The following is a 22,246-nucleotide window of genomic DNA, read 5'->3' as shown; positions in this document are numbered from 1 at the left end:
ATCCATGAATTTCTTAATTCTACCAAATATAGTTCCAAAAACCTAAGTTCTCATGCCGCCTCGAAGATACTCACTCCGTACAATTCTTACATATTTCGATCTGTGATCGATCGTTTAGCAATTGCTTCCTGAAGTTTTGGTAAGGTAGGGACGACCAGATGGATTGAAATGATTGGTTTTGTAATTCTCCGATGACATATTCAGCGTCTTTGTCAAAGCAGCAGGGTACAATCTTTCCGTCCCAGTGGATACTGCACCTTGCCACATGCGCCAGCATTTGTTTTCTAGGCGCTTTTTTAATTTCCATTTGCCATTTCCCGCAGGTATATACCTTGAATAGCCTAAGTCGGAAGGTATCAACTCAGAACCATTTTCAAAGTCATAGATCTGGGTTGTTTTCAATTGAAGTTCATCAACTTCCATTTCTTTGGCCCAACGCTTTAATTCTGGAAGCTGGTGCTCATTTTGTCCGGTGACGAGAAATTGTAAGACGACACGCGGGAAGTTTTGTCCGGATTTTTTTCGTTCAGACAAGAGTAATTTTAATCCTGCCTGTACCTTTCCCAGATTACCTCCAATCCTATATTTTTCATAGATGTCTTGTGTAATTCCATCCATCGATACGATCAATTGCCTGAGGCCACTCTGTAATATTTCAGCTACTTGTTTTTCCTGTAAATAGTGTGCATTAGTAGAAGTGGAGGTGAAAATGCCTTTTGAGTTTGCATACTTGACCATTTCCAAAAAGCGGGGATTGAGAAAGGGCTCGCCTTGGAAATACAGGTGTAGCCAGGTTAAATGGTCTTGAACCTGATCTATTGTTTTTTTAAATAGCCGTTCTTGAAGCATTCCTGTCGGGCGGGAAAAATCACGTAATCCGGAGGGACATTCTGGGCACCTTAAGTTGCAGCTGGTAGTGGGTTCTATCGAAAGTGTAGTTGGTTTTCCCCAGAGAAAAGGTCTGCCTAAAATTCTTGAAACCTGAAAAGAAATCGCCAACAAGGCATAGTTCAAAAGTTTCCGAAAAGTCAGGAATCGTAGGAAGAGAACTGCCGTGAGGAGATTGTTTTTCACGGTACTAAGTAAGGAATAGCTAGAGGAATAAGCAATTCAGGTAGCTTATTTTACTACTTCTAGAACTGATACAGGCTTGGCTTTATTTTTAAGTGTGAACTCTCCTAGATCTTTAAATGTAAACATATCCTGGATTTCAAGGGTACATTTCTCCAAGATCAAAATTTGGCCAGGAACTGCAGCATTTCGAAGTCTTGCAGCCACATTTACTACATCCCCAATTACCGTATAATCAAGACGTTTCAAAGACTGCGAACCAATATTTCCAGATACCATTTCACCGGAATTCAGACCAATTGACACTTTAGGGCTAAAATTCGATTTTTCGGAGTACATAGGCATAGCATTCATTTTATCTCTGATCGCTACACAAGCTCTTAGTGCTCTGGCAATTTGATCTGGACCTTTAAAAACAGCCATCACAGCGTCTCCAATGAATTTGTCCACAGCACCTTTTTCCTCGATTATCTCCCGGACCATCAAATCAAAATATTCATTGAGTAGCGGGACTACGATATTAGGCTCTTCATTTTCAGAAATCTTTGTAAACCCACATAAATCCACAAAAGCCACGGTGGCCTCCACGGTTTCATTTTCCATCAATGAGGTTTCAGATTCCTTTCCCACCATGAAGTTAAGCACAGTCTCATCCACATACATTTTCAGAATGTTGTTTTCCCTCATGGCAGTAAGGGTTGATTTGATCTGATTGATGTGCTGCAGTGTCTTCTCAATGGTGATCTCCAAATCCTGAAAATCTACCGGCTTGGTGATGAAATCAAATGCTCCTCGATTCATCGCGGTGCGGATATTTTCCAAATCGCCATAGGCTGAAATAATTACAGCTTTCAGCAAAGGGTTTTGCTCTTTCACCTTGGTCAATAGGGTCAAACCGTCCATTTCTGGCATGTTGATGTCACTCAGAATCATGTCGATATCTGGTTGCTCTTTTAAAATATCTAATGCTTCACGACCATTTAGCGCAAATACAAAATCGTATTCTCCTGCTCTGATCTTACGCCTGAATTTCTGGGTGATAAGGACTTCTAAATCTGCCTCATCATCTACTACAAGTATCTTAGACATAGTTTAATTATCTACTCTTGGTTAATAATTTTACCGATTTCTTTACGAAGTGAATCAAAATCAATCGGTTTTGTGAAAAATTCTTTAGCGCCAGACTCCATTGCTTTTTTAAAATTCTCAGTATCTCCATAAGCAGAAATCATACTGACATTAATAGCTGGAAATTGGCTTTTCACTCTTTCCAACAATTCTAGGCCTGTCATGCCTGGCATATTGATGTCTGAAAATACATAAACAACCTCGGGTGGGTGCTCGCTATCAAGTAGCTTCAGTGCCTCATCCCCTGAAAAGGCAAAGGCAAGTTCTAAAAGTCCACTTCTAACTTCTTTTCTAAATTTTTGACGAAAAAGTAGTTCTACGTCTCGCTCATCATCGACTATTAATATTTTTGTCATGCTGTTGGTGATATGGGTGGTAATGTAATTTCAAATCTGGTAAACTCGCCTTCTTTAGATAAAATCGCCAAGCTGCCTTTATGGGCTTTCACTATATCGTGCGTTATTGACAAGCCTAAGCCTGTACCTTCTTTTCCTTTTTTTGTGGTAAAAAAGGGCTCCAAAATTTTGTTCAAGATTGGCTCTGGGATTCCAGCTCCATTGTCTTCTATCTCAGTTATTATTTTAGTTGCCTTTTGTTTAGTTCTTATGATCAGCTTTGGCTGATAGGTTGGTTTTTGGTCTCCTTCGGAAAGTAAGTTGAGCTTACTTCTCATCGCATCAAATGCATTATTACATAGGTTCACAATCACTCGACTGAAATCTTCTGCGATGATGGATACCAATCCAATTTCTGAATCTAAATCCCACTCAAAACTCACATTAATTGGGTTTTTACCTGCACGCATCCCATGAAAAGCCAAGTTCACAAATTCTTGAAGCAAGCCATTCAAGTTTGTCTGTACAAACTCACTCTGCCCACCTCTTGAGTGCATCAACATGGACTTCACTATACCATCAGCGCGCTTTCCGTGCTGGAGGATTTTTTCAAGGTTTGATCTGATATCATGCAGCAATTCTTCAATATCCGCGATTGTATCGTTTTGCTTTAGGTTTTTGAGCTCCTCTACTATCTCCTCTACATACTCTATGCTTAGTTCCGAAAAATTATTGATAAAGTTGATTGGGTTTTTAATCTCATGAGCAATACCGGCAGAAAGTTGCCCGAGACTTGCTAGTTTTTCCTGTAATACTAATTGCTCTTGAAGCTCCTGATACCCTTTCAGGGATTTCTCAAGCTCCAGTGTTCTTAGTTTTAGGAGGCGTTTTAGCTCCTTATTTTTCTCAATCCAATCTTCTTGTACCTTATCCATAATTTTGGGTATCTATCGGTAATCGAATACAAAACTCTGTGCCTTCACCTTCTTTGCTTTCTACAAGAATTTTTCCTCCGTGTGCTTTTACAATATCGTAACTTATTGACAAACCTAAGCCTGTCCCTTGTCCAGTAGGTTTGGTCGTGAAAAATGGTTGGAAAATTTTTTCCTTTACTGATTGATTAATTCCTTTTCCGTTATCTTTTATTTTGATTTCTACCCAATCTCCAAGTCGCTTGGTGGAGACTTCGACCAGTGGTTCATACCCAGCTTTGCTTTCGCTCCTTTTTTCAGACACTGAGTAAAAAGCATTGTTTATTAAGTTAAGTAAAACTCTACCTAATTCCTGAGCTACTAGTTCTATTTTCCCAACTGAAGGATCATAATCGGTGTTCATTGAAGAATTAAAAGATTTATCCTTTGCTCTCAAACCGTGATAAGCTAGACGCAGGTATTCATCAGCGAGTACATTAATATCTGTCAGCGCTCGATTGCCTCCGCTTATCCTACTGTGCTGAAGCATTGCTTTTACGATAGCATCTGCGCGTTTACCGTGCTGGTTTATTTTATCCAGATTCTGTTGTATATCTACACTGATTGCTTTGGCTTCTTCTAGGTCACCCTTTTCCAATTCTTCCCGCATCTCCTCCAGCAGTTCCCCGCTCACTTCAGAGAAGTTGTTTACAAAATTTAAAGGGTTTTGTATTTCATGGGCAATTCCAGCAGTTAACTCTCCGAGTGAAGCCATTTTCTCTGATTGAACAAGCTGGCTTTGAGCATTTTTCAGATCGTCAATACTCTTCTTAAGCTGAGCTGTTCTGTGAGATACTCGTTCTTCCAAAATGCGATTTTCTTTTTGAAGATATTTGGAGCGTACTTGGACTATGGCGTAAATAAAAGCTGCTAGTAGGGAGGCGAAAATCAAGTATGCTATCCAAGTCTGCCACCAAGGAGGTGAGATTGTAAATTTAATACTGGCTGGCTCGCTCCACACCCCATTAAACCCTCTTGTAGCCACTTTAAAGTTATATTCACCTGGAAGAAGATTGTAATAGTTTTGGGTAGTACTTCGGTCACTGATTTCAGACCAAGACCTGTCTTCACCTTCCAAGACATATCTATATACTATTTTGTCTCTTCCCAGTACATCCTGATTCATAAATGAAAAATTCATTGAATTTTGATCAAAAGGAAGAACTAAGCCTACCGGCATTTTACTAACCAAATTGACACTATCCCAGGTGATTTGATTTTGAATCAAATAGCTGCTGTCGTTTGGAATATCTTTTTTGGTGTAAAATTCCGTGTGATCTGTATTCCAAATGGAATCTTCATCGGTGAATAAACTTTTAATAAAATTGGTGCCAAGAAAATCAGGATTCTGGTCCATAATATTGATTTTGGTGAGCACTACCGCTGGGGGTAATGTATCAATTTTAGGAACCTGCGTATTTACAGACATTATTGGGGCAGCACCCCACCAGACATTACCATTTGAGGTATAAGTTGCTGTTGCCTGATTGTAATCATTGAAGGGGAAGCCCTCCCTTTTACCATAATTGTAAAAGCGCCAAATGGATTTTGGATTGTCTTGAAGTGGGCGCTTTGCTACTATAATACCATTATCTGAGCCGATGTGCAGGTCATTTCCTACTTCTACCATATCGTACATCACTGGCGGATTTAAGCCTTGCTCCGGAGTTAAGTTTGTAATAGTGTTACTTGTCAAATCAATGATGGAGAACCCAGCATCCCCCCCGATTACTATTTCTTCATTATGAGTTTTGATCATAATCGAAGTGTAATCGCTGGTCAATCCAGTTCGCTCGCTTAAGTAGCTAACCTTTCCAGATGACGGATCCAACACGTCTACTCCTATGTCATTACCGAACCATAGTTTCCCGTTTTTATCTTCTTCTATCAGCCACACACGGCTGGATGCTAGCCCTGAAAATTCATCTGTTTTTTCTAGAGAGGAGAGGTCTGGACTAAATTTGAGTACACCGTCTACCGTTCCCAGTAAAATGTTTCCCCTAGAATCACGAATTGACTTCCATGCGATTCTGGCAACACCTGGGTCTAATTCAAACACGGAGGCACTATTTGTGTTTAGGTCAACAAGGGTAAAGCCACCAAAACTTCCAAATAAGAGTTCGTGATCAGATATTCTGGAGACTGATCGATGGTTATTGATATTTGCATTTCCTGGGAACTTCAGAAGGTATATTCTCTCTTTCGCAGGATCATAAATGTTAATTCCTTCATACGTTGCCATCCAGACCATCCCATTTGGCCCTTCTTGAATCCCCCAAACTTCATCATTTACCAGGCCGCTTTTGGCGTTAAAGTGCTGAGCCAGCATTCCCTCAGGATTGATCAAAAGGACACCAGAATTTTCTGTGCCTAACCAGACATTTCCCTTGGCATCGGTCATCGTAGTCGAGGGAAAACCAGAAACTGCAAATTTGGATCCCGTATGAATTTTCTTGATTTTTTGAATTACTGGATCATAGAGGCTGATGGTATCATTGTCGGTAATCCAAGCCCTGTTATGCAAGTCAAAAGTGACAGACCTGGCTTTGCCGTAGTAACCCTGCTCAGGGCCAAGTCTAGTGAACTTATTCTCTTCTAAAGATATAGCAATGGGTCTTTCTTCAGCTGAGGATATCCATACTTCACCCTTCGAATTTTCTGTAAACTCATAGAAAAATGAAGTTGAGCTAATTACTTCATCTCCAGAGATAAATCTAATAGATGTTCGCTCAGGGTTGACAACTCCGATTTTTCCTTTCATTCCCAACCAGAGATTATTGGATTTATCCAGGTGTATTCCCGCCGAGGTCCGAGTACTTAGCTCACTCAGGAATTTTAGAGAATGGAGTGTCCTAGTGTTGGGGTTTAGAAAATGAATTCCTGTATTAAGATTAGCAACCCAAAATAGTCCTGATTCATCCTCATATATTCTGGCAAACTGTGTCCCTATTTGATAATTAGTAAGCAAACTGTGGTTTATGTCAAGTACATAAAGACCAGATAATTGAGACAAAATCAAAAGACTGCCATCATTTCCAATTTCTAAGTCTACAATGTAGTCGATCAGCCCATCAGGATTTCTAGGAAGTATATTGTAATTTTCAAATTGATCTCCTGTAAATTTTGAAAGGCCTCTTTCGGTGGAAATCCAAATCATGCCATTCATATCAGTGACCATGGCAAAGACTCTATTTCCAATTAACCCTTCAGTTTGGCCAATTCTCAAAATGCCAGAATTGGATAAGTCTGACTTGGAAAGAAATGCCAGCTTTGTAATCTGCGGTTCTAGTAATAACTGCTTTCTAACAGGAATGGAAACTCCAGCAATAGTATCTAGATTTAGTTTTATTTCATCCTCATTCTGCCAGGGTATTGGCGTAACGAATGGTTTGGATTTTAGAGGTTTAAAATCCAAAATGTCAAAGGGTTTGGAAGGTAGTTTAGTAAAATCGATGGTATGAGTGACCGCCTTTGGGACCTTTTCAGTTGGGATTTTATTCCAGGATAGCGGTTTGCCTTTAGGTATTTCAAAAGGTTTTACACTTGGTTCCTGGGAATTAGAGGGATTTTCAGGAAAAGGTACCTCACCACTTGGTTGGCAGGACGCTACTATCACTATCAAGCATAGAAAAAGTACATAGGTTGATACAAGACGGTAGCTTTTCTTCATAATTAACTAGGGTTGGAGGATGAAATAAACAGGTTGATTGTAAAGGTTGTCCCTTCCCCTTCAACAGACTCCACCCGGATTTCGCCGTTGTGAGCCTTGATAATATCATAACTCAAAGAAAGCCCCAATCCAGTTCCTTGTCCGGTTGGCTTGGTTGTAAAGAAGGGTTGGAAAACCTTTTCTACGATAGCCTTTGGAATTCCTTTTCCATTATCAGTTACTTTGATTTGAATACCATTTTTGTCATTGCCCATCTCAATTTTCGAGGTTTGCACGGTTACTAAAGGCTTATAATCTTCTCCTGCCTCGCTCTTTTTTTCATTGACTGCATAAAATGCATTGTTAAAGAGGTTAAGTAGTACCCGTCCTACATCCTGACTTACCATTGGAATTAATGGCAGTGTTGAGTCAAAGTCCATTTCAAAATCAGAATTGAATGAGCTGTCTTTAGCACGAAGGCCATGATAAGATAATCTTAAATACTCATCTGCAAGCACATTAATACTTGTTGGTTCTTTGGATCCTTTGCCACTTCTGCTATGCTGAAGCATTCCCTTTACAATAGCCCCGGCTCGCTTACCATGCTTGGTGATTTTTTCAAGGTTACTTTCAATATCCTCGAGAATATCATCTTCTAATTCTTCGTCGCGCTCATCCTTAGGTCTGGATCTTTCTTCTTTAATTTCTTTAACCAATTCATTGGTCACTTCTGAGAAATTGTTTACGAAATTTAACGGGTTTTGAATTTCGTGTGCTATGCCAGCCATCAATTCACCGAGAGAAGCCATTTTTTCAGAATGAAGTAACTGAGCTTGGGTATCCTTCAAGTTTTCATGTGTCGTTGCTAATTCAGTGTAGGCTACTTCTATAGCTTTGGCATGTTCTAGTTCACGTTCCTTCGTTCGTTCATTTTCAGCCTTGATCACCTGATTTCGCTGATAAATGGTAATTGGGTAAAGCAGTGAAATGAATAGTAACCCGTAAATTAAATATGCCCACCAAGTTCTATAAAGTGGAGGTAAGACCTCAAAACTATAGCTAATTGGAACTGTCCACTGCCCCGCACCTGAGTCTGCAGGACCCGTAAAGCGGGCTTTTACCTTAAATGTGTATTTACCCTCTTGAATATTACCGAAGTTGGCTGTGGTTTTTTTCAGAATCGGGCTCCATTGCTCATCATACCCATCAAGAATATATTGGTACTCCACCAAAAATGGCTTCGATAGTTCGTCTGTTCCAAAGTCAATATTGATGTCATTGTTTCTGTAGGGAAGAACAAGATTTTGTGGTAAAGTATAGAAGCCAGAAATACTGTCGAATTCTATTCCCTTGTATTTATCCTGCAGCTCTTTCCGCTCGGTATCACTCAATTCTTTACCATAAACAATTAATTCATCAATGGTACGAGGAAAAGTATTGGTAGAAACTGCCTCATATTGCTTACTTAAACTGTGCCATGATACTACTTCCTCGCTTAATCGAAGTTCCTTTATCAGGACAGATGGGGTGGTATGATTTCGCTTTAATTTATTATAATCAAACCGGACTAAAGCAGTTTTGTTATTCCCTGTTCCCGCCCACAGGATACCTTTTTGATCGACATACATTCCATTTTGTCCATCAACAAGATCTTTGACTGGAAAGCCTGTTTCGGAATTAAACACTTCAATATTTCTGAGTGAATCCAGTGGTTTACCTTCTTTGGCTCCATCAAAAACTGCGATCCCAAGATTGGTTCCAACTGCCATTTTTCCATTAGGCAATTCTGCGATTTGTAGGATCACATTGTCTGGAAGCCCTTCATTTGTGGTAAAGTTTTGAAACAAAGAGGTGGGGGCTTCTAAAATTGTCTTGTAATCATTCAGCTCACGAACAGTTTCTATTTGCTTGATTTTTTCCGCACTCAATATGCTTAGTCCATTTTCAGTGCCTATCCAGAGATTTCCTTGTTTGTCTTTTATAAGTCTTATCACGGCATTATCAGCTAAGCCCTGATCAGATGTGAAATTTGTGAAGGTCAATCCGTCAAATCTACTCAATCCACCATCTGCTGCTCCAAACCATAGCTTTTTGAAATTATCTTCTTCAATACCTAAAATCACATCACCTGCTAAGCCATTCTGTGAGGTGTAAGTAATAAAAGCTTCCCCATCAAATTTGCTGACTCCTCCACCATCAGTGCCAAACCACAAATTTCCCTTATCGTCTTCATTGATATTATAGACTTCGTTTGCTGCCAATCCATGGTCAATTGTGTAGGTAGTGAATGCTTCTCCATCGTACAAACTCACGCCTCCTCCACCCGTACCAAACCAAAGATTATCGTTTTGATCACGATGACTACTACTTACGATTTCACCAGCGAGCCCTTGAGCAGCGGTATAGTTTGTGAAATTTTCACCGTTGAAACGGCTTACGCCACCTCCTGCCGTTCCAAACCATAAATCTCCATCTCTATCCTCAACCGTACTTAAAACAATATTTCCACCTAAACCTTGAGATGTGGTAAAGTTGGTAAAGCTACCCCCGTCACACCTACTGACGCCCCCGCCCTCAGTACAGAACCAAAGTTTGCCATTTGCGTCTATGACTACGTCAAGGATACTGTTACTAGCCAGGCCTTGTTCTCTAGTATAAGTGGTCATCTGCTTTCCATCATACCTACTCGCTCCCTTTTCAGTGGCAAACCACAGTACTCCATCTCGGGTTTCTGCTATGTTTCGCACTACCAAGCTTGCAAGTCCATCTGCATGACCCAAGGATTTGAAGTTTTGCCCATCGTAGCTACTGACGCCGCCTCCTATAGTTCCAAACCAGATTTTTCCTGATCGATCAACTTTGATACTTCGAATCCTATTGGATGGGAGCCCTTCAGAAACCGAAAAAGTTGTAAACGTATTACCATCAAATTTGCTTGCCCCACCACCATTGGTACCAAACCAAATATTACCAGAATGGTCTTGTGCAATGCTAATCACTACATCATCTGCTAACCCATCCTCCATTGTGTAAACTTGGAAAGTGTTGCCATCAAATTTGCTTGCGCCACCACCATAGGTTCCAAACCAAATATTACCCTCAGAGTCCTCCATTATGCTCAAAATCGCATCATCTCCCAGACCATTTTCAGTGGTATAGTTTGTAAAGACCTTACCATCATAGCGACTGACACCACCTCCCACGGTACCAAACCATAGAATGCCATTACTATCTTCCAACGCCACACGAACCGAATTCCCAGCTAATCCCTGGGAGGTTGTATAATTTGTAAAAGCTATACCATCAAATCTGCTCACACCTCCTCCATTTGTAGCAAACCAAAGATGTCCTCTGCTATCCAAAATGGCGCTGTTGACTGCATCTAAAGCCAAACCATTGTCAGTCGAGTAATTTTTGAATTGTGAAACTCCCCCGTTGCCTTGGATGAAGGGCTTGCCAGCTGAATCTTTTACTAATTGATCATTTTCATCCGTTAAGTAAGGTAAGTTTTGAGAAATTGGGGCTTCTAAATTGACCCGAGACGGTGTGCCAGATTCATTGATGTAGGTATAAGAGCTTCCAGATTGGGTTGGAACCTTTATTCGGACTGGTTCTGGTACTTTGGATAAATATGTTTTAATCGGCTGTAATGAGTCTGTGAGATCACTCAGAGAGTTCATTTGGGGAATAGCCAGTGGAGTAATTGTAGGTGCGTATTTGCCCTCCTGTGGTGTAGCACAGGAAAAAATAAATAGTACGCCTCCTAAAAAAAAGAGAAAATTTCTCATCACAAAAACTCAATTTGGTATAAATCCGTTGGCCTAGATGTCCTAAAAAGAATTGTAAAAGGTAAATATATTTTATGCCATATAAAATGCCTTACACAAAACTATTTTTGCACTTTTTTAATAATTGCTCCAATCTTAACCCACTGCAAAACGTCTGATTCTTACTTATTTCAAAAAGTTTGGGTATAAGTTGAAATTTGAAAAGTCCAATTTTGAAAAAGTTAATGGGAAGTTTGTTTTGTACTTGTAGGTCTTTTAATTGGTTAAAGAAATGAAAAATTCTGTCCAAGACTCCTGTCCGGTTTCCACCCCACTTGCCTGACTAGTTACTGCCAATTCTCCTCCATGGGCTTTGACTATATCATAGCTCAAGGAGAGGCCTAATCCAGTTCCAAGTCCAGATGGTTTGGTCGTAAAAAAAGGCTGAAATATTTTTTCCTTAATAGAGTCTGGCATTCCGGTACCATTATCTTTCACTCGGATCTCTACTCCATTGCTTATTCGTTTCGTACTCACCCAAACCGTAGGTTTGTAGCTCTTCGCCAGTTCTGTATCCTCCAAGGTGCCTAATATCTTTTTCTTCTCAGATACAGCATAGAATGCATTGTTCACCAAATTTAGAATCACTCTTCCTATCTCCTGAGGTATGACATCCACTGTTCCCACTTCTTCATCAAAATCAGTCTCTATGCTTGCATTGAATGACTTATCTTTTGCTCTCAGTCCATGGTAAGAAAGGCGTAGGTATTCATCAGCCAGCTCATTGATATTTGTAGGTTCTTTCACTCCAGTACTGCTGCGGCTATGTTGGAGCATTCCCTTTACAATGGCGTCTGCACGCTTTCCGTGATGAACTATCTTCTCCTCATTCGCCTCCAGATCACTTACAATAAGCTTTATTTCATCCAGATCTCCCTTAGCCAATTCTACTTTTAATTCTTCCAGAAGTTCCTTATTTAGCTCAGAAAAATTGTTGACAAAGTTCAAAGGATTCTGAATCTCATGAGCAATTCCTGCTGTCAGCTCACCTAGTGAGGCCATTTTTTCAGAATGTACTAATTGTGATTGTGCTGCTCTGAGTTCGTGTAAGGTCTTTTCCAACGACTCTTTTTGGGCAGTGATTTCAGCTGTGCGTTCAGCCACTTGGATTTCCAGAGCGTCTTTTTGTTTTTGGGACTTCTTGAATTCAAGCTCTTGGGCTGCAGCTTTAATACGCTCAAGCTCTAAGGCCTTTCTTTGCTTCCTATTAATAATGAATTGAGCGACAAGCCATATCCAGCCAAAAAGTGCAGCAGTATCAAACCAATTTTCCCAACTGTGATAAAAATCGCTTGCAACCAGCTTAGTGAAATCCTGAATTACATGAATCAATACTACAGGTAAGAATGCGTATACGTAAGGCTTAAGCGGCGAGAACACATTCCTGTTGTAGGCTGCATAAATAACATAGAGGTTGAGGGAATGAGCAACCCAACGCATCAAAATATCTGTTGAGTTGAAAATTACTTGGATAGCCAAAAAACAACTTACAGCTATCAGACCTTTCAAAAATAAGCTTTGCCATTCGGGATAAAGCTCCTTGGTTTGCGCATGCGTTTGAAGAAATCTAAAAGCAATGATCAGAAGTATAAAATCCATAGAAACTGGGGTAGCATTAAAAAAGCGGGACTAAGCAAGAAGCAAAATAAGAATAATTTCAGTAGAAGAAGTGATAGCTACAACAAGTTCAAGATTACCCTAGTAAATGACCTGCAAGAAATGACAGAAAAGGAACCCACTAATGTTGATGTGCGAGACGATGTTGCTTTAAGATATCCTCGCCAAAGTCATTTCCATTTTCCCTCCAAATAGTATGAATGTGATTGGCATTGTCAAGAAAGCCTACATTGTCATACTCGATGATGAAATCTGGACTATGAATCATATAATAATGAGCTTTCATGGGTTCATAGCTGCCGATCCAGCTGAAATAAACTTCATCCATTCCTCGCGCATGCAGGATGGCAAGGTACTCCTCAGCTTTAGGGTGGTCTAGATTATTAACGTATTCTTCGATGAGGTAATGAAGGATTTTCTGCTGGTCGGCACTTAGTTCTGCCCCTTTGATTCCCTTAAATTCCTTGATCCATTGATCTCGACCAGGGCTGGTAAGTATATCTCCAGGTACTTTTTCGCTTAATGTCGCTTTAGTTTTTTGCTCTTCATTGAGTGTATTTACAAACCAAAAACCATAATCTTCTTCCTTACTCAAAGGCCGTAACCCTGCATATTGTGTTACTTCAACCAGTGCAGGATCAGAGCCAAGGAACATAGGCGTCATGGAAAATTTGTCTCCTGAAACAGTCAGATTGAGAGAAAGATGGTGTCCTTCGAATTTCAACCCCCAATTATCATCCTTACTCGGATTACCTAGAATGGCAAGAAAATAATTGCCATAGTCCCAATCCAAGGTTCGGATCATTTTGATAGTATTTTCATTCATCTGACCTTTCTGATAGCCGATTTCCATGATTTCATGCAGGATATCATCTACCTGCATAATTGAGAAAACTTTCAAATAGCCTTGAGAACTTAAAATTGTGCTCAATACCCGATGAAATTGAATCTTGCTTTCATCCGAAAGATCACCAAACCGAACCCCACTTCTAGGAGCTAATCCTAAAGGTAAATTGGTCCACTTGGTTCTCAAACTATCAGAAAAGTCAAACTTCACAGCTAATTTCTGCTCTTCAGGCAAGGTCTCTACAAAGGAAACAGCGACATCTTTTAGAGCTTTGACATCCTGAGCAAGCGCAAGGCTAGAGGTCAGTAAAAATAGAAGGAAATAGAAACTTGATCTATACATGGTCATTTGGGCTAAGTCTCACTAGATATTCTAAGATAGAGTTTTCATCCTAGAAAAATCACCCTATTCTTCCATCTCCATCGATGTCCCTACCAGATTGCTCTTCGAGGATTTTAAGTGTTTTGATTAATAATTCTCTAGTATTTGCTAGTTCCCATTCTAAGTTTCTGACTCTGACCTCGAGTGTTTCAGCTTTTGCTTTATGGTCTTGAATTTGACTTTGCTGGATTAGATCCCAAAATAGTCCCATAGGTAAATCTGTTTTAATTATTAGCTAGTTCTAGTGTATGTTAGATGATTCTTACGCTGGCTATTCTGATTTTAATTTTCCTTTTGAAACTGCTTTTACCAAGAAGTAAATCAGGGTAAGGGAAGCTATAAAAATAAGAATTCCTGTTTTTTCATAGCCAGTCAAATTGGATAGGAAAAAGAGGATAATTCCAGCTGCCAGAATTGGAACTGTATATCCAAATGGAATTTTGAAATCTCCTGAATTAGCTGGTTGCTTCCTTCTAAATTTGATCACAGATAAGGCTACACCAAAATAAACCAATAGCATACTCGCTGATGCAATTACAGCTAGCTGTCGAAATCCGCCAATAGCTGCAAGGGTAAATCCAATTCCCCCATAAAGCAAGATCGAAATATAAGGAGTCTTGAATCTAGGATGGATGGCAGCCAATTTATCCATAGGAATCACCCGATCACTAGCCAAACCAAATAGCACTCGTGGCAAATTTAGAATTTCCCCACTCAGCATTCCAAACATAGAAACTCCCGCTGTAATTAACAGTAGCGTGTAACCAAAGGGACCAAAAACAACATTTGCCACAGATGCTAAAGGAGCTTCTTTGAATTCTGGCAATTGATCTCCTAAAACTCCCTGAGAAATAGTTTGAATTAGAACATAAAGAATCAGTACAAACGTGATTCCTATGAAAATAGCTTTTGGAACAGTCTTTTGAGGGTTTTTGATCTCACCACCGACGGTTAATCCTGCATCTCCACCTTGAAATGCAAAAAATAAAATCAGGGAAGCCGCTCCAAAATTCTTGAATGAGGAGGCATTTTCTATCATCAGATTGGAAAAAGTAACATCTTTCCAGCTGAATAGAATCAGTAAGAGTAGAGGAGTCAATTTTGCAACCGTATTGATTTTCACCAAACCAATTCCTTGCTTGACGCCTATCACGTTTAGAAAGCACAAACCCCCAAAAATCAAAAACAATAATAACACACGGATGTATTGATTAGCGAAAACCGGAAAAGCCAGACCAATTAATTCTATCAATGCATTAGCTACAGCGGCATCTGAAAATGCGCTGCCCATCACCATAAAAACAGCAGCTAAGAATCCTGTATATGGACCAAAAGCAGTTTCAACATAGGCATAAGCTCCTCCGGATCGAGTGACTTTACTCCCTGCCTCTGCAAAACACAGCATGACCAAAGCAATCAGAAATCCACAAAACAGGTAAACAAATATGCCTGCGGAACCCATGATCTCAGCAACAATCGCTGGCAAGACAAAGATGCCCGCGCCGACAATAATATTAACAATATTGGCAGAGAGACCCCATACACCAATTTCTCTTAGTAAGCCTGTATCTTTTTCCACAATTATATTTTATCTGTAATTCTTCTACTAAAGAGACTAAATCATTATTGAATTGAAAATTCTGTTGATATCGAGGCTTGTTACACCATGATGTTACTTCTTACATCTTATCCTTAAAGCCATACACTTTTCACATTTACCCTTTTACCACTTACAAAATACACCTTAATAACCTCTCGCTCCACCATCTTCGCTGGAAGAATCAGAAGCTCCGGTATATAATTTTTTGGAAGCATCGTAAGTGATTCCCATCAGTACACCAATATTAGTTGTTGGCGTAAGTGAATGCCCCATTTTTTCAAGCGCTTCTCTTGTATCTGGGGAAAGTAAATTTACTTCATACAAAATGCGATCTGGAAGCCATTGATGGTGGATTTTCATCGCCTCGATAGCCCGATCAATTCGCATATCGTAAGCTAGCACATTCAAAACCGTCTGAAAAACGGTGTTAATAATCGTCCTTCCTCCAGGACTACCAATGACTAAATAAGGTTTTCCATCCTTTGCCACAATCGTGGGAGTCATGCTTGACAACATTCTTTTTTCAGGTGCTACCAAATTGGGATCAGACCCGATTTGTCCAGTAGCTGTCGTTTCCCCGGGAACTGGATTGAAATCCCCCATTTCATTATTGAAAATGAAACCAAGTTTGGAAGAACCCATTTTTACGCCATAAGAATTTTCCAGGGTGTATGTCAGAGAAATGGCGTTGCCGTCTTTATCAACTACCGAAAAATGAGTGGTATTATCTCCTCCATATGGGTGACCAAATTGTGCTGGATCAGAGATAGAGGCCTTGGTCATATCTAGATTCTCAAAGCGAGTTTTTGCAAAATCCTTTGAAAGCAATCTATCCAAAGGCATATCCAAATTGAAATCTGGGTCTCCTAAAAATTCAGCTCTATCTGCGAAAGCTCTTCTCATTGCTTCAGCTACCAAATGCACATAAGCAGTAGAGTTGAATTCCACTTCAGAGATATTGGCTTCCTCCATGAGATTCATCATTTCGATCAAAGCAACCCCGCCTGAACTCGGAGGCGGCATGGAATAAATATCATAGCCATTGAAAGTTCCTTTCACTGGCTCGCGCTCTACGGCTTCATATTTCTCCAAATCTTCCTTAGTGATAATTCCTCCATTGGCTTTCATATAATCTTCGATTTCCTGAGCTACCCAGCCTTTGTAGAAACCGTCTCTTCCGTGTTTTTGGATTTCTTTCAGGGTTTTCGCCAAAGCAGGTTGCTTCCAGGTTTTCCCCAGGCGTTAACGATTCGTCCATTTTCCCCTCTGAAGTAATTTTTCATAATGTCCTCCGAAGGATCACGGTCAGTCATTCTTACTGCCGCATTATACAAGCCATAGCTCATGGTAAAGCCTTCTTTGGCTAATTCTACGGATGGTTTTACCAAATCAGCCCAAGGTAATTTTCCGTATTTTTGATGGGCTTGATACAGGCCAGCGACTGTCCCAGGAACTCCTACAGCCAATAAACCTTGGTGGTTGGAGTTATTTTTGATTTTTCCATTTTCATCCAAAAACATGGTTGGGCTTGCTGCCAAAGGAGCTTTCTCACGAAAATCAAATGTGGTAACCTCGCCTTCTGAGTTTAAATAAACGATAAACCCTCCACCGCCGATATTTCCAGCTTCCGGATGAGTTACTTCCAAAGCAAAAGCGGTAGCGACAGCAGCATCGATGGCATTACCACCTTTTTTGAGAATATCTACTCCAACTTGAGAAGCTATCACATTGTCGGAAACGACCATTCCATTTTCAGCATAAGTCTGAGCTTGGTGGTACTGACGAAAAACAGAAGAAGGACTGAGCAGCCTATCGCTACCTTTTGAATAAAGTTAGTTTTCATTGAGTATTAAGGTTGGTAAAGTGTGGTTTGAGTAAAAATAAGAGAAAATACCAGATCATTGGTAAGAGTTCTGATAAGTGGAAAAAATGGAAGTTATTAGATTAGCTCCCTTATTATTTAACCCCCAGACGGTGATTCACTGTAAATCTGACAATATCCCGATTGTAATAGCCACCCGTCTGACGTTGATTGATCCATTTTTGATAGGCAAGCTCCACGTTTAATGCTTGCGAAAAAGTAAAGTTTAGCCCTGTTATCAATCGGTTTTGATCAAATGTATATTTCACTTTTTCCCCAGCTTGGACCATCAGCTCATCACCTGCTATTACTTTTAGAAGTTGATTTTCCTTGATTTTCCAAATGGGATAAGAGGCCATAATACGATAACGAAATCTAAAACTCCCGAAAAAATAGCCATCTGCTAATTCTGTTTCATCTAAGTTTAGATTATGAAAAAAGCGGGCCTCTGTTCTGTATCTATGATCAAGAGTGAGTTTGTTGAGCTTTTGTTTAAACGCCATTTCTACATGCGCTCTAAGTTCTGGCTCTATCAGATCCAGCTCTGAACGAGGATTATTTGGGCTTTGAAAAAATGAAGCGAAACCAGTTGTGGCGGTCCACCCGCTTTTACCAAGTTTACGATTCAAATGAGCTCTTACAGAGAGTTGATGCTGCGCAAATGGATTTACAAAATGCCTCTCTTGAACTTCCGCCATTATTGACCAATTTTCATCAATCGGCAGCGTGAGAAAGTAGCCGTACCAGATGAGTTGCTGGTGGGTAACATCCTTCTGAGCAAAGGTTAATTTTGGCCAAAAACTTAGAAATAGGAAGAGGGAGGAAAATGCAACTGCTTTCAATAGGGCTAATTAAGCTGCAATTTTACGGTAAATCCTAGTAATTTAATAGGGTAATAATTAATTATTTTATTGAGGAAAAATGAAAACTATCGCTAACCTTACTGGTTTTCAAATTAATACTTAACCCTATATTTTTTCAAACTTATCCACAGTCAAATCTGATTTGACATCACCAGTGTGTTTGGTGCTTTGTGGTTCAAAAAGTAAGACCCAGGTTTCCTTTTCAGCTATTGGTCTGTGTTCTACTCCCCGCGGTACGACTACCATTTCCCCTTCGTTCAGAGTGACACTTTCTCCCTCAAAATCAATTTTTAGAGATCCCTTCACAATCAGAAAAAGCTCGTCTTCATCTGTGTGATTATGCCAAACGAATTCACCTTTAACCTTGGCCAACTTTACGTCCTGACCGTTTAGCTCTCCGATTATTTTGGGAGTCCAAAGCTCCTTGATCAAGCCAAATTTCTCGTTAATATTTACCTTTTTTATCATCTTATTAATACATCGTATTTCCATTCGCAGAAGTTGCTGGGATTTGCTGAATAGCATCCCAATGCTCTACGATCTTTCCATTCTCATCAAATCTGAAAAAGTCCATGGTGACATACTGATCATTTCCGGGCCAAATTTGGTGCGTATGCAATGCCACCAAATCCCCTTCTGAAATAGCTCTGACGAATTTAATTGACTTGTCTGGATATTCCCTTTGCATGCGCTCGAAGTATGCGATGAATTCTTCTTTTCCATCACCCACTGCAGGATTGTGTTGAATGTACTCAGCGCCTGTGAATAACTCTACAGCTTTACGCGGATTACCTTCATAGGCAGTCTTATAAAAAGTGATCGCGTTCTCTTTGTTTTTGGAGGAGTTCATTGTTAAGTTAATTTTCACCGGTCATCCGGCACACTACATCCTACTTTTTCAATCAAACTTCATTTTCTGTATTCTTATCGCATTCAAAATTGCAAGCAATGCCACGCCCACATCTGCAAAAACTGCTGCCCACATGGTAGCCATTCCCAATGCACCGAGCACTAACACCACGACTTTTATCCCAAAAGCGAACCCTATATTCTGCCAGACAATTCTCTTGGTCTTTTTCCCAATAGAAATCGCCATCGGAATTTTACTTGGCTTATCATCCTGAATCACCACATCCGCAGTCTCAATTGTAGCATCGCTTCCCAAACCTCCCATTGCTATTCCTACATCAGAAATGGCAACAACGGGAGCGTCATTTACTCCATCTCCAATGAATGCAACTGTTCCTTTTTGAGCTTTGATCTCTTTGACTTTGTTTACTTTATCTTCAGGAAGTAAATCTCCAAATGAATTCGGAATGCCTAATTTGTCCGCTACAAACTTGACCACATTGCTTTTATCCCCACTAAGCATCGTGATTCCGACTCCCATAGATTTCAATTGAGTTATCGTGAGCAGAGCGTCGGCCTTTATCCTATCCGCAATGGTCAAATAGCCAGCAAATTTCCCTTCATAGGCAATTGCCACCAAGGTGTAAACTATGCCGGAAGGATCGATAGAATAAGGAATCGAATACTTGTCCATCAACTTGAAATTCCCGACTAGTAATTCCTTGCCTTCTACCTGAGCTTTCAATCCATGTCCAGCAATCTCTTCTACATTTTCCAAAACAATGCTGGAATCAATCTCGCCTACGTGTTTTTTAATGGCTGTAGCAATTGGGTGGGTACTTTTGCTTTCTAAGGCATTGGCAAAATCAAGAATTCTAGAATCAAGGAAATCAGGCTGAAGATGGACTTCTTGCACATCAAAAACACCTTCAGTCATCGTTCCGGTTTTGTCCATCACTACCTGACTGATCTGAGCAATACTGTCCAGGAAATTACTTCCTTTGAACAGAATACCGTTTTTACTCGCTGCACCGATTCCCCCAAAGTATCCTAGGGGAATACTGATCACTAATCCACAAGGGCAGGAAATCACCAAGAAAATCAGTGCACGATAGAGCCAATCACTGAATTCATAATTGTCCACAAATAGGAAGGGAAGAAAGCAAATTCCAATCGCCAGAAAAACTACAATTGGCGTATAGATTTTTGCGAATTTCCGGATGAAAAGTTCTGTGGGAGCTTTTTGGGCAGTTGCATTTTGCACCAATTCTAGGATCCTTGAAAGCTTGCTATCGGTGTACGCTGTAGTCACTTTGACCTGCGAAACAGTATTCAAATTAACCATTCCGGCTAGGACTTCGGCTCCTTTTTCTTTGGCATCTGGCTTGCTTTCTCCTGTCAAAGCGGAGGTATTGAAGGAAGCTTTTTCAGATAGCAGCTCTCCGTCCAATCCTAACTTTTCTCCAGCTTTCAATTGAATTATATCGCCAATCTTGGCATTGGCAGCTTTGATTGTTTTGGTTGTATTGCCATCTAAAACCGTCACTTCATCAGGTCGCTGATCTAGCAAAGCCTTAATATTGGTCTTAGCCTTCGTAACTGCCATGGCCTGAAATACCTCCCCAACAGAATAAAAAAGCATTACTGCCACGCCTTCTGGGTATTCTCCGATTGCGAATGCACCCACCGTGGCAATTCCCATCAGCAGGAATTCTGAGAAAATATCTCCTTTCAAAATACTTCCCCAGGCTTCTTTTAATACTGGTAAACCAACTGGTAAATAGGCTACTAAATACCAACCAAATCGTACCCACCCTTGGAACCAATCCTGTGGATAAACATAGTCAAAACCTAGACCTAGCATCATGACCACGAAAGAAAAAATCGCAGGGGCAAAGAATCTCAGCATGCTCTCTCCCGCAGGCGCAGCGTGATCGTGATCATGCCCATCTTCTTGGGAATGCACATGATTTACTTGTTCATCCACGCCGCAGCAATCTTTGTGAGTTGTTTCCAATTGGTTTTTCTGATCAATACTCCCCATTTTTTTGGTTTAATTTTCTTTCATCAGCTTCATCACCTGATCGATTGGTAATTGCTCCACGCGATGCCCGTCCTTTCCTTCCAGAGATTCAGCAGCAAATAAAGAGTTTATAATTGCCTCTTCTGTAGCTTCGATCACTGCCATAAATAAGGAACTCATATCGTCATTTCGAATGAATTCGGCATTTTCCAATGTTCCCGATTTAGCTGAATAGGGAATCCGAAGTTTCTCAGCTGTGCTAAAACCGACCACATAATCTCCAGATCCATTGGAAGCTATGCCTCCTGTTTTTGCCAGGCCCATCATGGCGCGTTTTGCCATTCGTTCCAGATTTCTTTCCAGCACAGGAGCGTCAGTAGCCACAACTATCATGCAGCTTCCATCCGATTTTTCCATCGCGTCCCGAAACGGATACTTACCCATTTTTTCGCCCACGGCAACTCCATCTATTTGCAGGTTACCTCCGAAATTGGTTTGGACTAGGATGCCGACAGTATAGCCCCCTAGGCTTTCAGGTAGTTTTCTCGAAGCAGTTCCAATTCCTCCTTTCCACCCAAAGCAAACAGTACCCGTACCAGCACCTACATTTCCTTCCTCGACTTTGCCAGATTTAGCAGATTTGATAGTTTGGATGACTTCTTCAGGAGAAATATGCATCCCACGAATATCATTCAGGTAGCCATCATTCGTTTCGCCTACTACAGCATTTACCGATTGGGCATTTTCATTTTGCTCCAGAGAATATCGAACTGTTCCCTCGATTCCAGCAGCCACACTTAGTGTGTTAGTGAGAATAATAGGAGTCTCAATATTCCCAAGTTCCTGCACTTGGGTCACTCCAGCCAGCTTGCCAAATCCGTTACCCACGTAAATGGCTGCGGGGACTTTTTGCTGAAAAATATTACCGCCATGAGGTAAAATAGCAGTAACTCCTGTACGGATATTGTCGCCTTCGATTTTAGTGAAATGCCCGACTTTTACACCCGGCACGTCGGTGATGGCATTCAATGTTCCCGTTGGAAGTACTCCAAATATGATCCCTTTTTCCCGTGGTCTCTCTTGTGGAAAAGCAGTAGAAGTCGATAAAAAGAAAAGTACAAATAAGGTTTTGAGGTGTCGCATAGCTGGTGGTTTCCCGAATTTAAACTTTATGTCTTCACCAAAAAATTACCATGGCTATCAATCTGACTAAAACAGCGTTTT

Annotated in this window: 16 protein-coding genes and 1 pseudogene; all 17 read right to left on the bottom strand. The window is 40.5% G+C overall.

The features are described 5' to 3' along the window. Positions 1–70: 70 nt before the first annotated feature. Positions 71–1,074, bottom strand: a pseudogene (locus tag AC0L6R_RS23270) (radical SAM/SPASM domain-containing protein). A 45-nt stretch (positions 1,075–1,119) separates the two neighbouring features. Further along, positions 1,120–2,160 carry an adenylate/guanylate cyclase domain-containing protein gene (locus AC0L6R_RS23265; protein WP_473273345.1) on the bottom strand — a complete coding sequence of 347 codons (1,041 nt, stop codon included), beginning with the start codon at positions 2,158–2,160 and terminating at the stop codon, positions 1,120–1,122. 11 nt (positions 2,161–2,171) lie between these two features. Further along, positions 2,172–2,555: a response regulator gene (locus AC0L6R_RS23260; RefSeq protein WP_283412089.1), complete on the bottom strand. Its 384-nt coding sequence runs from the start codon at positions 2,553–2,555 to the stop codon at positions 2,172–2,174. Then, positions 2,552–3,469 (bottom strand): sensor histidine kinase, encoded by a 918-nt coding sequence (locus AC0L6R_RS23255; protein WP_473273344.1) that lies wholly within the window; start codon positions 3,467–3,469, stop codon positions 2,552–2,554. Before AC0L6R_RS23255 ends, AC0L6R_RS23260 begins: the two co-directional genes overlap by 4 nt. After that, entirely contained in the window at positions 3,462–7,175 is a 3,714-nt protein-coding gene (locus AC0L6R_RS23250) for an ATP-binding protein (protein WP_473273343.1), read from the bottom strand. The genes AC0L6R_RS23255 and AC0L6R_RS23250 overlap by 8 nt, the downstream gene beginning before the upstream one ends. A 2-nt stretch (positions 7,176–7,177) precedes the next feature. Further along, complete coding sequence (locus tag AC0L6R_RS23245; protein ID WP_473273342.1) at positions 7,178–10,942, bottom strand: two-component regulator propeller domain-containing protein; 3,765 nt, start codon at positions 10,940–10,942, stop codon at positions 7,178–7,180. Positions 10,943–11,197: 255 nt separating this feature from the next. Beyond that, positions 11,198–12,580 (bottom strand): sensor histidine kinase, encoded by a 1,383-nt coding sequence (locus AC0L6R_RS23240; RefSeq protein WP_283412092.1) that lies wholly within the window; start codon positions 12,578–12,580, stop codon positions 11,198–11,200. A gap of 139 nt (positions 12,581–12,719) precedes the next feature. After that, on the bottom strand, positions 12,720–13,787 hold the full coding sequence (locus tag AC0L6R_RS23235) for a DUF3500 domain-containing protein (protein ID WP_473273341.1): 1,068 nt from the start codon (positions 13,785–13,787) through the stop codon (positions 12,720–12,722). 58 nt (positions 13,788–13,845) lie between these two features. Next, the gene (locus AC0L6R_RS23230) at positions 13,846–14,037 is read right to left on the bottom strand and encodes a hypothetical protein (protein ID WP_283412094.1); all 192 of its coding nucleotides are present in this window, start codon (positions 14,035–14,037) and stop codon (positions 13,846–13,848) included. Positions 14,038–14,097: 60 nt separating this feature from the next. Then, positions 14,098–15,405: an APC family permease gene (locus tag AC0L6R_RS23225; protein WP_473273340.1), complete on the bottom strand. Its 1,308-nt coding sequence runs from the start codon at positions 15,403–15,405 to the stop codon at positions 14,098–14,100. A 165-nt stretch (positions 15,406–15,570) separates the two neighbouring features. Continuing rightward, complete coding sequence (locus tag AC0L6R_RS23220) at positions 15,571–16,638, bottom strand: gamma-glutamyltransferase family protein (RefSeq protein ID WP_473273339.1); 1,068 nt, start codon at positions 16,636–16,638, stop codon at positions 15,571–15,573. Continuing rightward, positions 16,623–17,171 carry a gamma-glutamyltransferase gene (locus AC0L6R_RS23215; protein WP_473273338.1) on the bottom strand — a complete coding sequence of 183 codons (549 nt, stop codon included), beginning with the start codon at positions 17,169–17,171 and terminating at the stop codon, positions 16,623–16,625. The genes AC0L6R_RS23220 and AC0L6R_RS23215 overlap by 16 nt, the downstream gene beginning before the upstream one ends. Positions 17,172–17,382: 211 nt before the next feature. Further along, complete coding sequence (locus tag AC0L6R_RS23210) at positions 17,383–18,129, bottom strand: DUF2490 domain-containing protein (RefSeq protein WP_473273337.1); 747 nt, start codon at positions 18,127–18,129, stop codon at positions 17,383–17,385. A gap of 126 nt (positions 18,130–18,255) precedes the next feature. Next, the gene (locus AC0L6R_RS23205) at positions 18,256–18,618 is read right to left on the bottom strand and encodes a cupin domain-containing protein (RefSeq protein WP_473273336.1); all 363 of its coding nucleotides are present in this window, start codon (positions 18,616–18,618) and stop codon (positions 18,256–18,258) included. Positions 18,619–18,622: 4 nt separating this feature from the next. After that, the gene (locus AC0L6R_RS23200; protein WP_473273335.1) at positions 18,623–19,000 is read right to left on the bottom strand and encodes a nuclear transport factor 2 family protein; all 378 of its coding nucleotides are present in this window, start codon (positions 18,998–19,000) and stop codon (positions 18,623–18,625) included. Between the two features lie 48 nt (positions 19,001–19,048). Continuing rightward, positions 19,049–21,043, bottom strand: coding sequence for a heavy metal translocating P-type ATPase (locus AC0L6R_RS23195; RefSeq protein WP_473273334.1), 1,995 nt, complete (start codon positions 21,041–21,043; stop codon positions 19,049–19,051). A 9-nt stretch (positions 21,044–21,052) separates the two neighbouring features. Further along, entirely contained in the window at positions 21,053–22,165 is a 1,113-nt protein-coding gene (locus tag AC0L6R_RS23190; protein WP_473273333.1) for a DmpA family aminopeptidase, read from the bottom strand. Between the last annotated feature and the right edge of the window lie 81 nt (positions 22,166–22,246).

Source organism: Algoriphagus sp. 10J20-15, assembly GCF_055809615.1.
The sequence above is the reverse complement of the archived record's forward strand: the minus strand, read 5'-3'. Positions and strand labels throughout refer to the sequence as shown.

What these genes read in the sequence shown, in the direction of transcription:
- AC0L6R_RS23265 (WP_473273345.1), bottom strand. Translation starts at nt 2,160, where the DNA reads ATGTCTAAGATACTTGTAGTAGATGATGAGGCAGATTTAGAAGTCCTT.
- AC0L6R_RS23260 (WP_283412089.1), bottom strand. Translation starts at nt 2,555, where the DNA reads ATGACAAAAATATTAATAGTCGATGATGAGCGAGACGTAGAACTACTT.
- AC0L6R_RS23255 (WP_473273344.1), bottom strand. Translation starts at nt 3,469, where the DNA reads ATGGATAAGGTACAAGAAGATTGGATTGAGAAAAATAAGGAGCTAAAA.
- AC0L6R_RS23250 (WP_473273343.1), bottom strand. Translation starts at nt 7,175, where the DNA reads ATGAAGAAAAGCTACCGTCTTGTATCAACCTATGTACTTTTTCTATGC.
- AC0L6R_RS23245 (WP_473273342.1), bottom strand. Translation starts at nt 10,942, where the DNA reads ATGAGAAATTTTCTCTTTTTTTTAGGAGGCGTACTATTTATTTTTTCC.
- AC0L6R_RS23240 (WP_283412092.1), bottom strand. Translation starts at nt 12,580, where the DNA reads ATGGATTTTATACTTCTGATCATTGCTTTTAGATTTCTTCAAACGCAT.
- AC0L6R_RS23235 (WP_473273341.1), bottom strand. Translation starts at nt 13,787, where the DNA reads ATGTATAGATCAAGTTTCTATTTCCTTCTATTTTTACTGACCTCTAGC.
- AC0L6R_RS23230 (WP_283412094.1), bottom strand. Translation starts at nt 14,037, where the DNA reads ATGGGACTATTTTGGGATCTAATCCAGCAAAGTCAAATTCAAGACCAT.
- AC0L6R_RS23215 (WP_473273338.1), bottom strand. Translation starts at nt 17,171, where the DNA reads ATGGTCGTTTCCGACAATGTGATAGCTTCTCAAGTTGGAGTAGATATT.
- AC0L6R_RS23205 (WP_473273336.1), bottom strand. Translation starts at nt 18,618, where the DNA reads ATGATAAAAAAGGTAAATATTAACGAGAAATTTGGCTTGATCAAGGAG.
- AC0L6R_RS23200 (WP_473273335.1), bottom strand. Translation starts at nt 19,000, where the DNA reads ATGAACTCCTCCAAAAACAAAGAGAACGCGATCACTTTTTATAAGACT.
- AC0L6R_RS23195 (WP_473273334.1), bottom strand. Translation starts at nt 21,043, where the DNA reads ATGGGGAGTATTGATCAGAAAAACCAATTGGAAACAACTCACAAAGAT.
- AC0L6R_RS23190 (WP_473273333.1), bottom strand. Translation starts at nt 22,165, where the DNA reads ATGCGACACCTCAAAACCTTATTTGTACTTTTCTTTTTATCGACTTCT.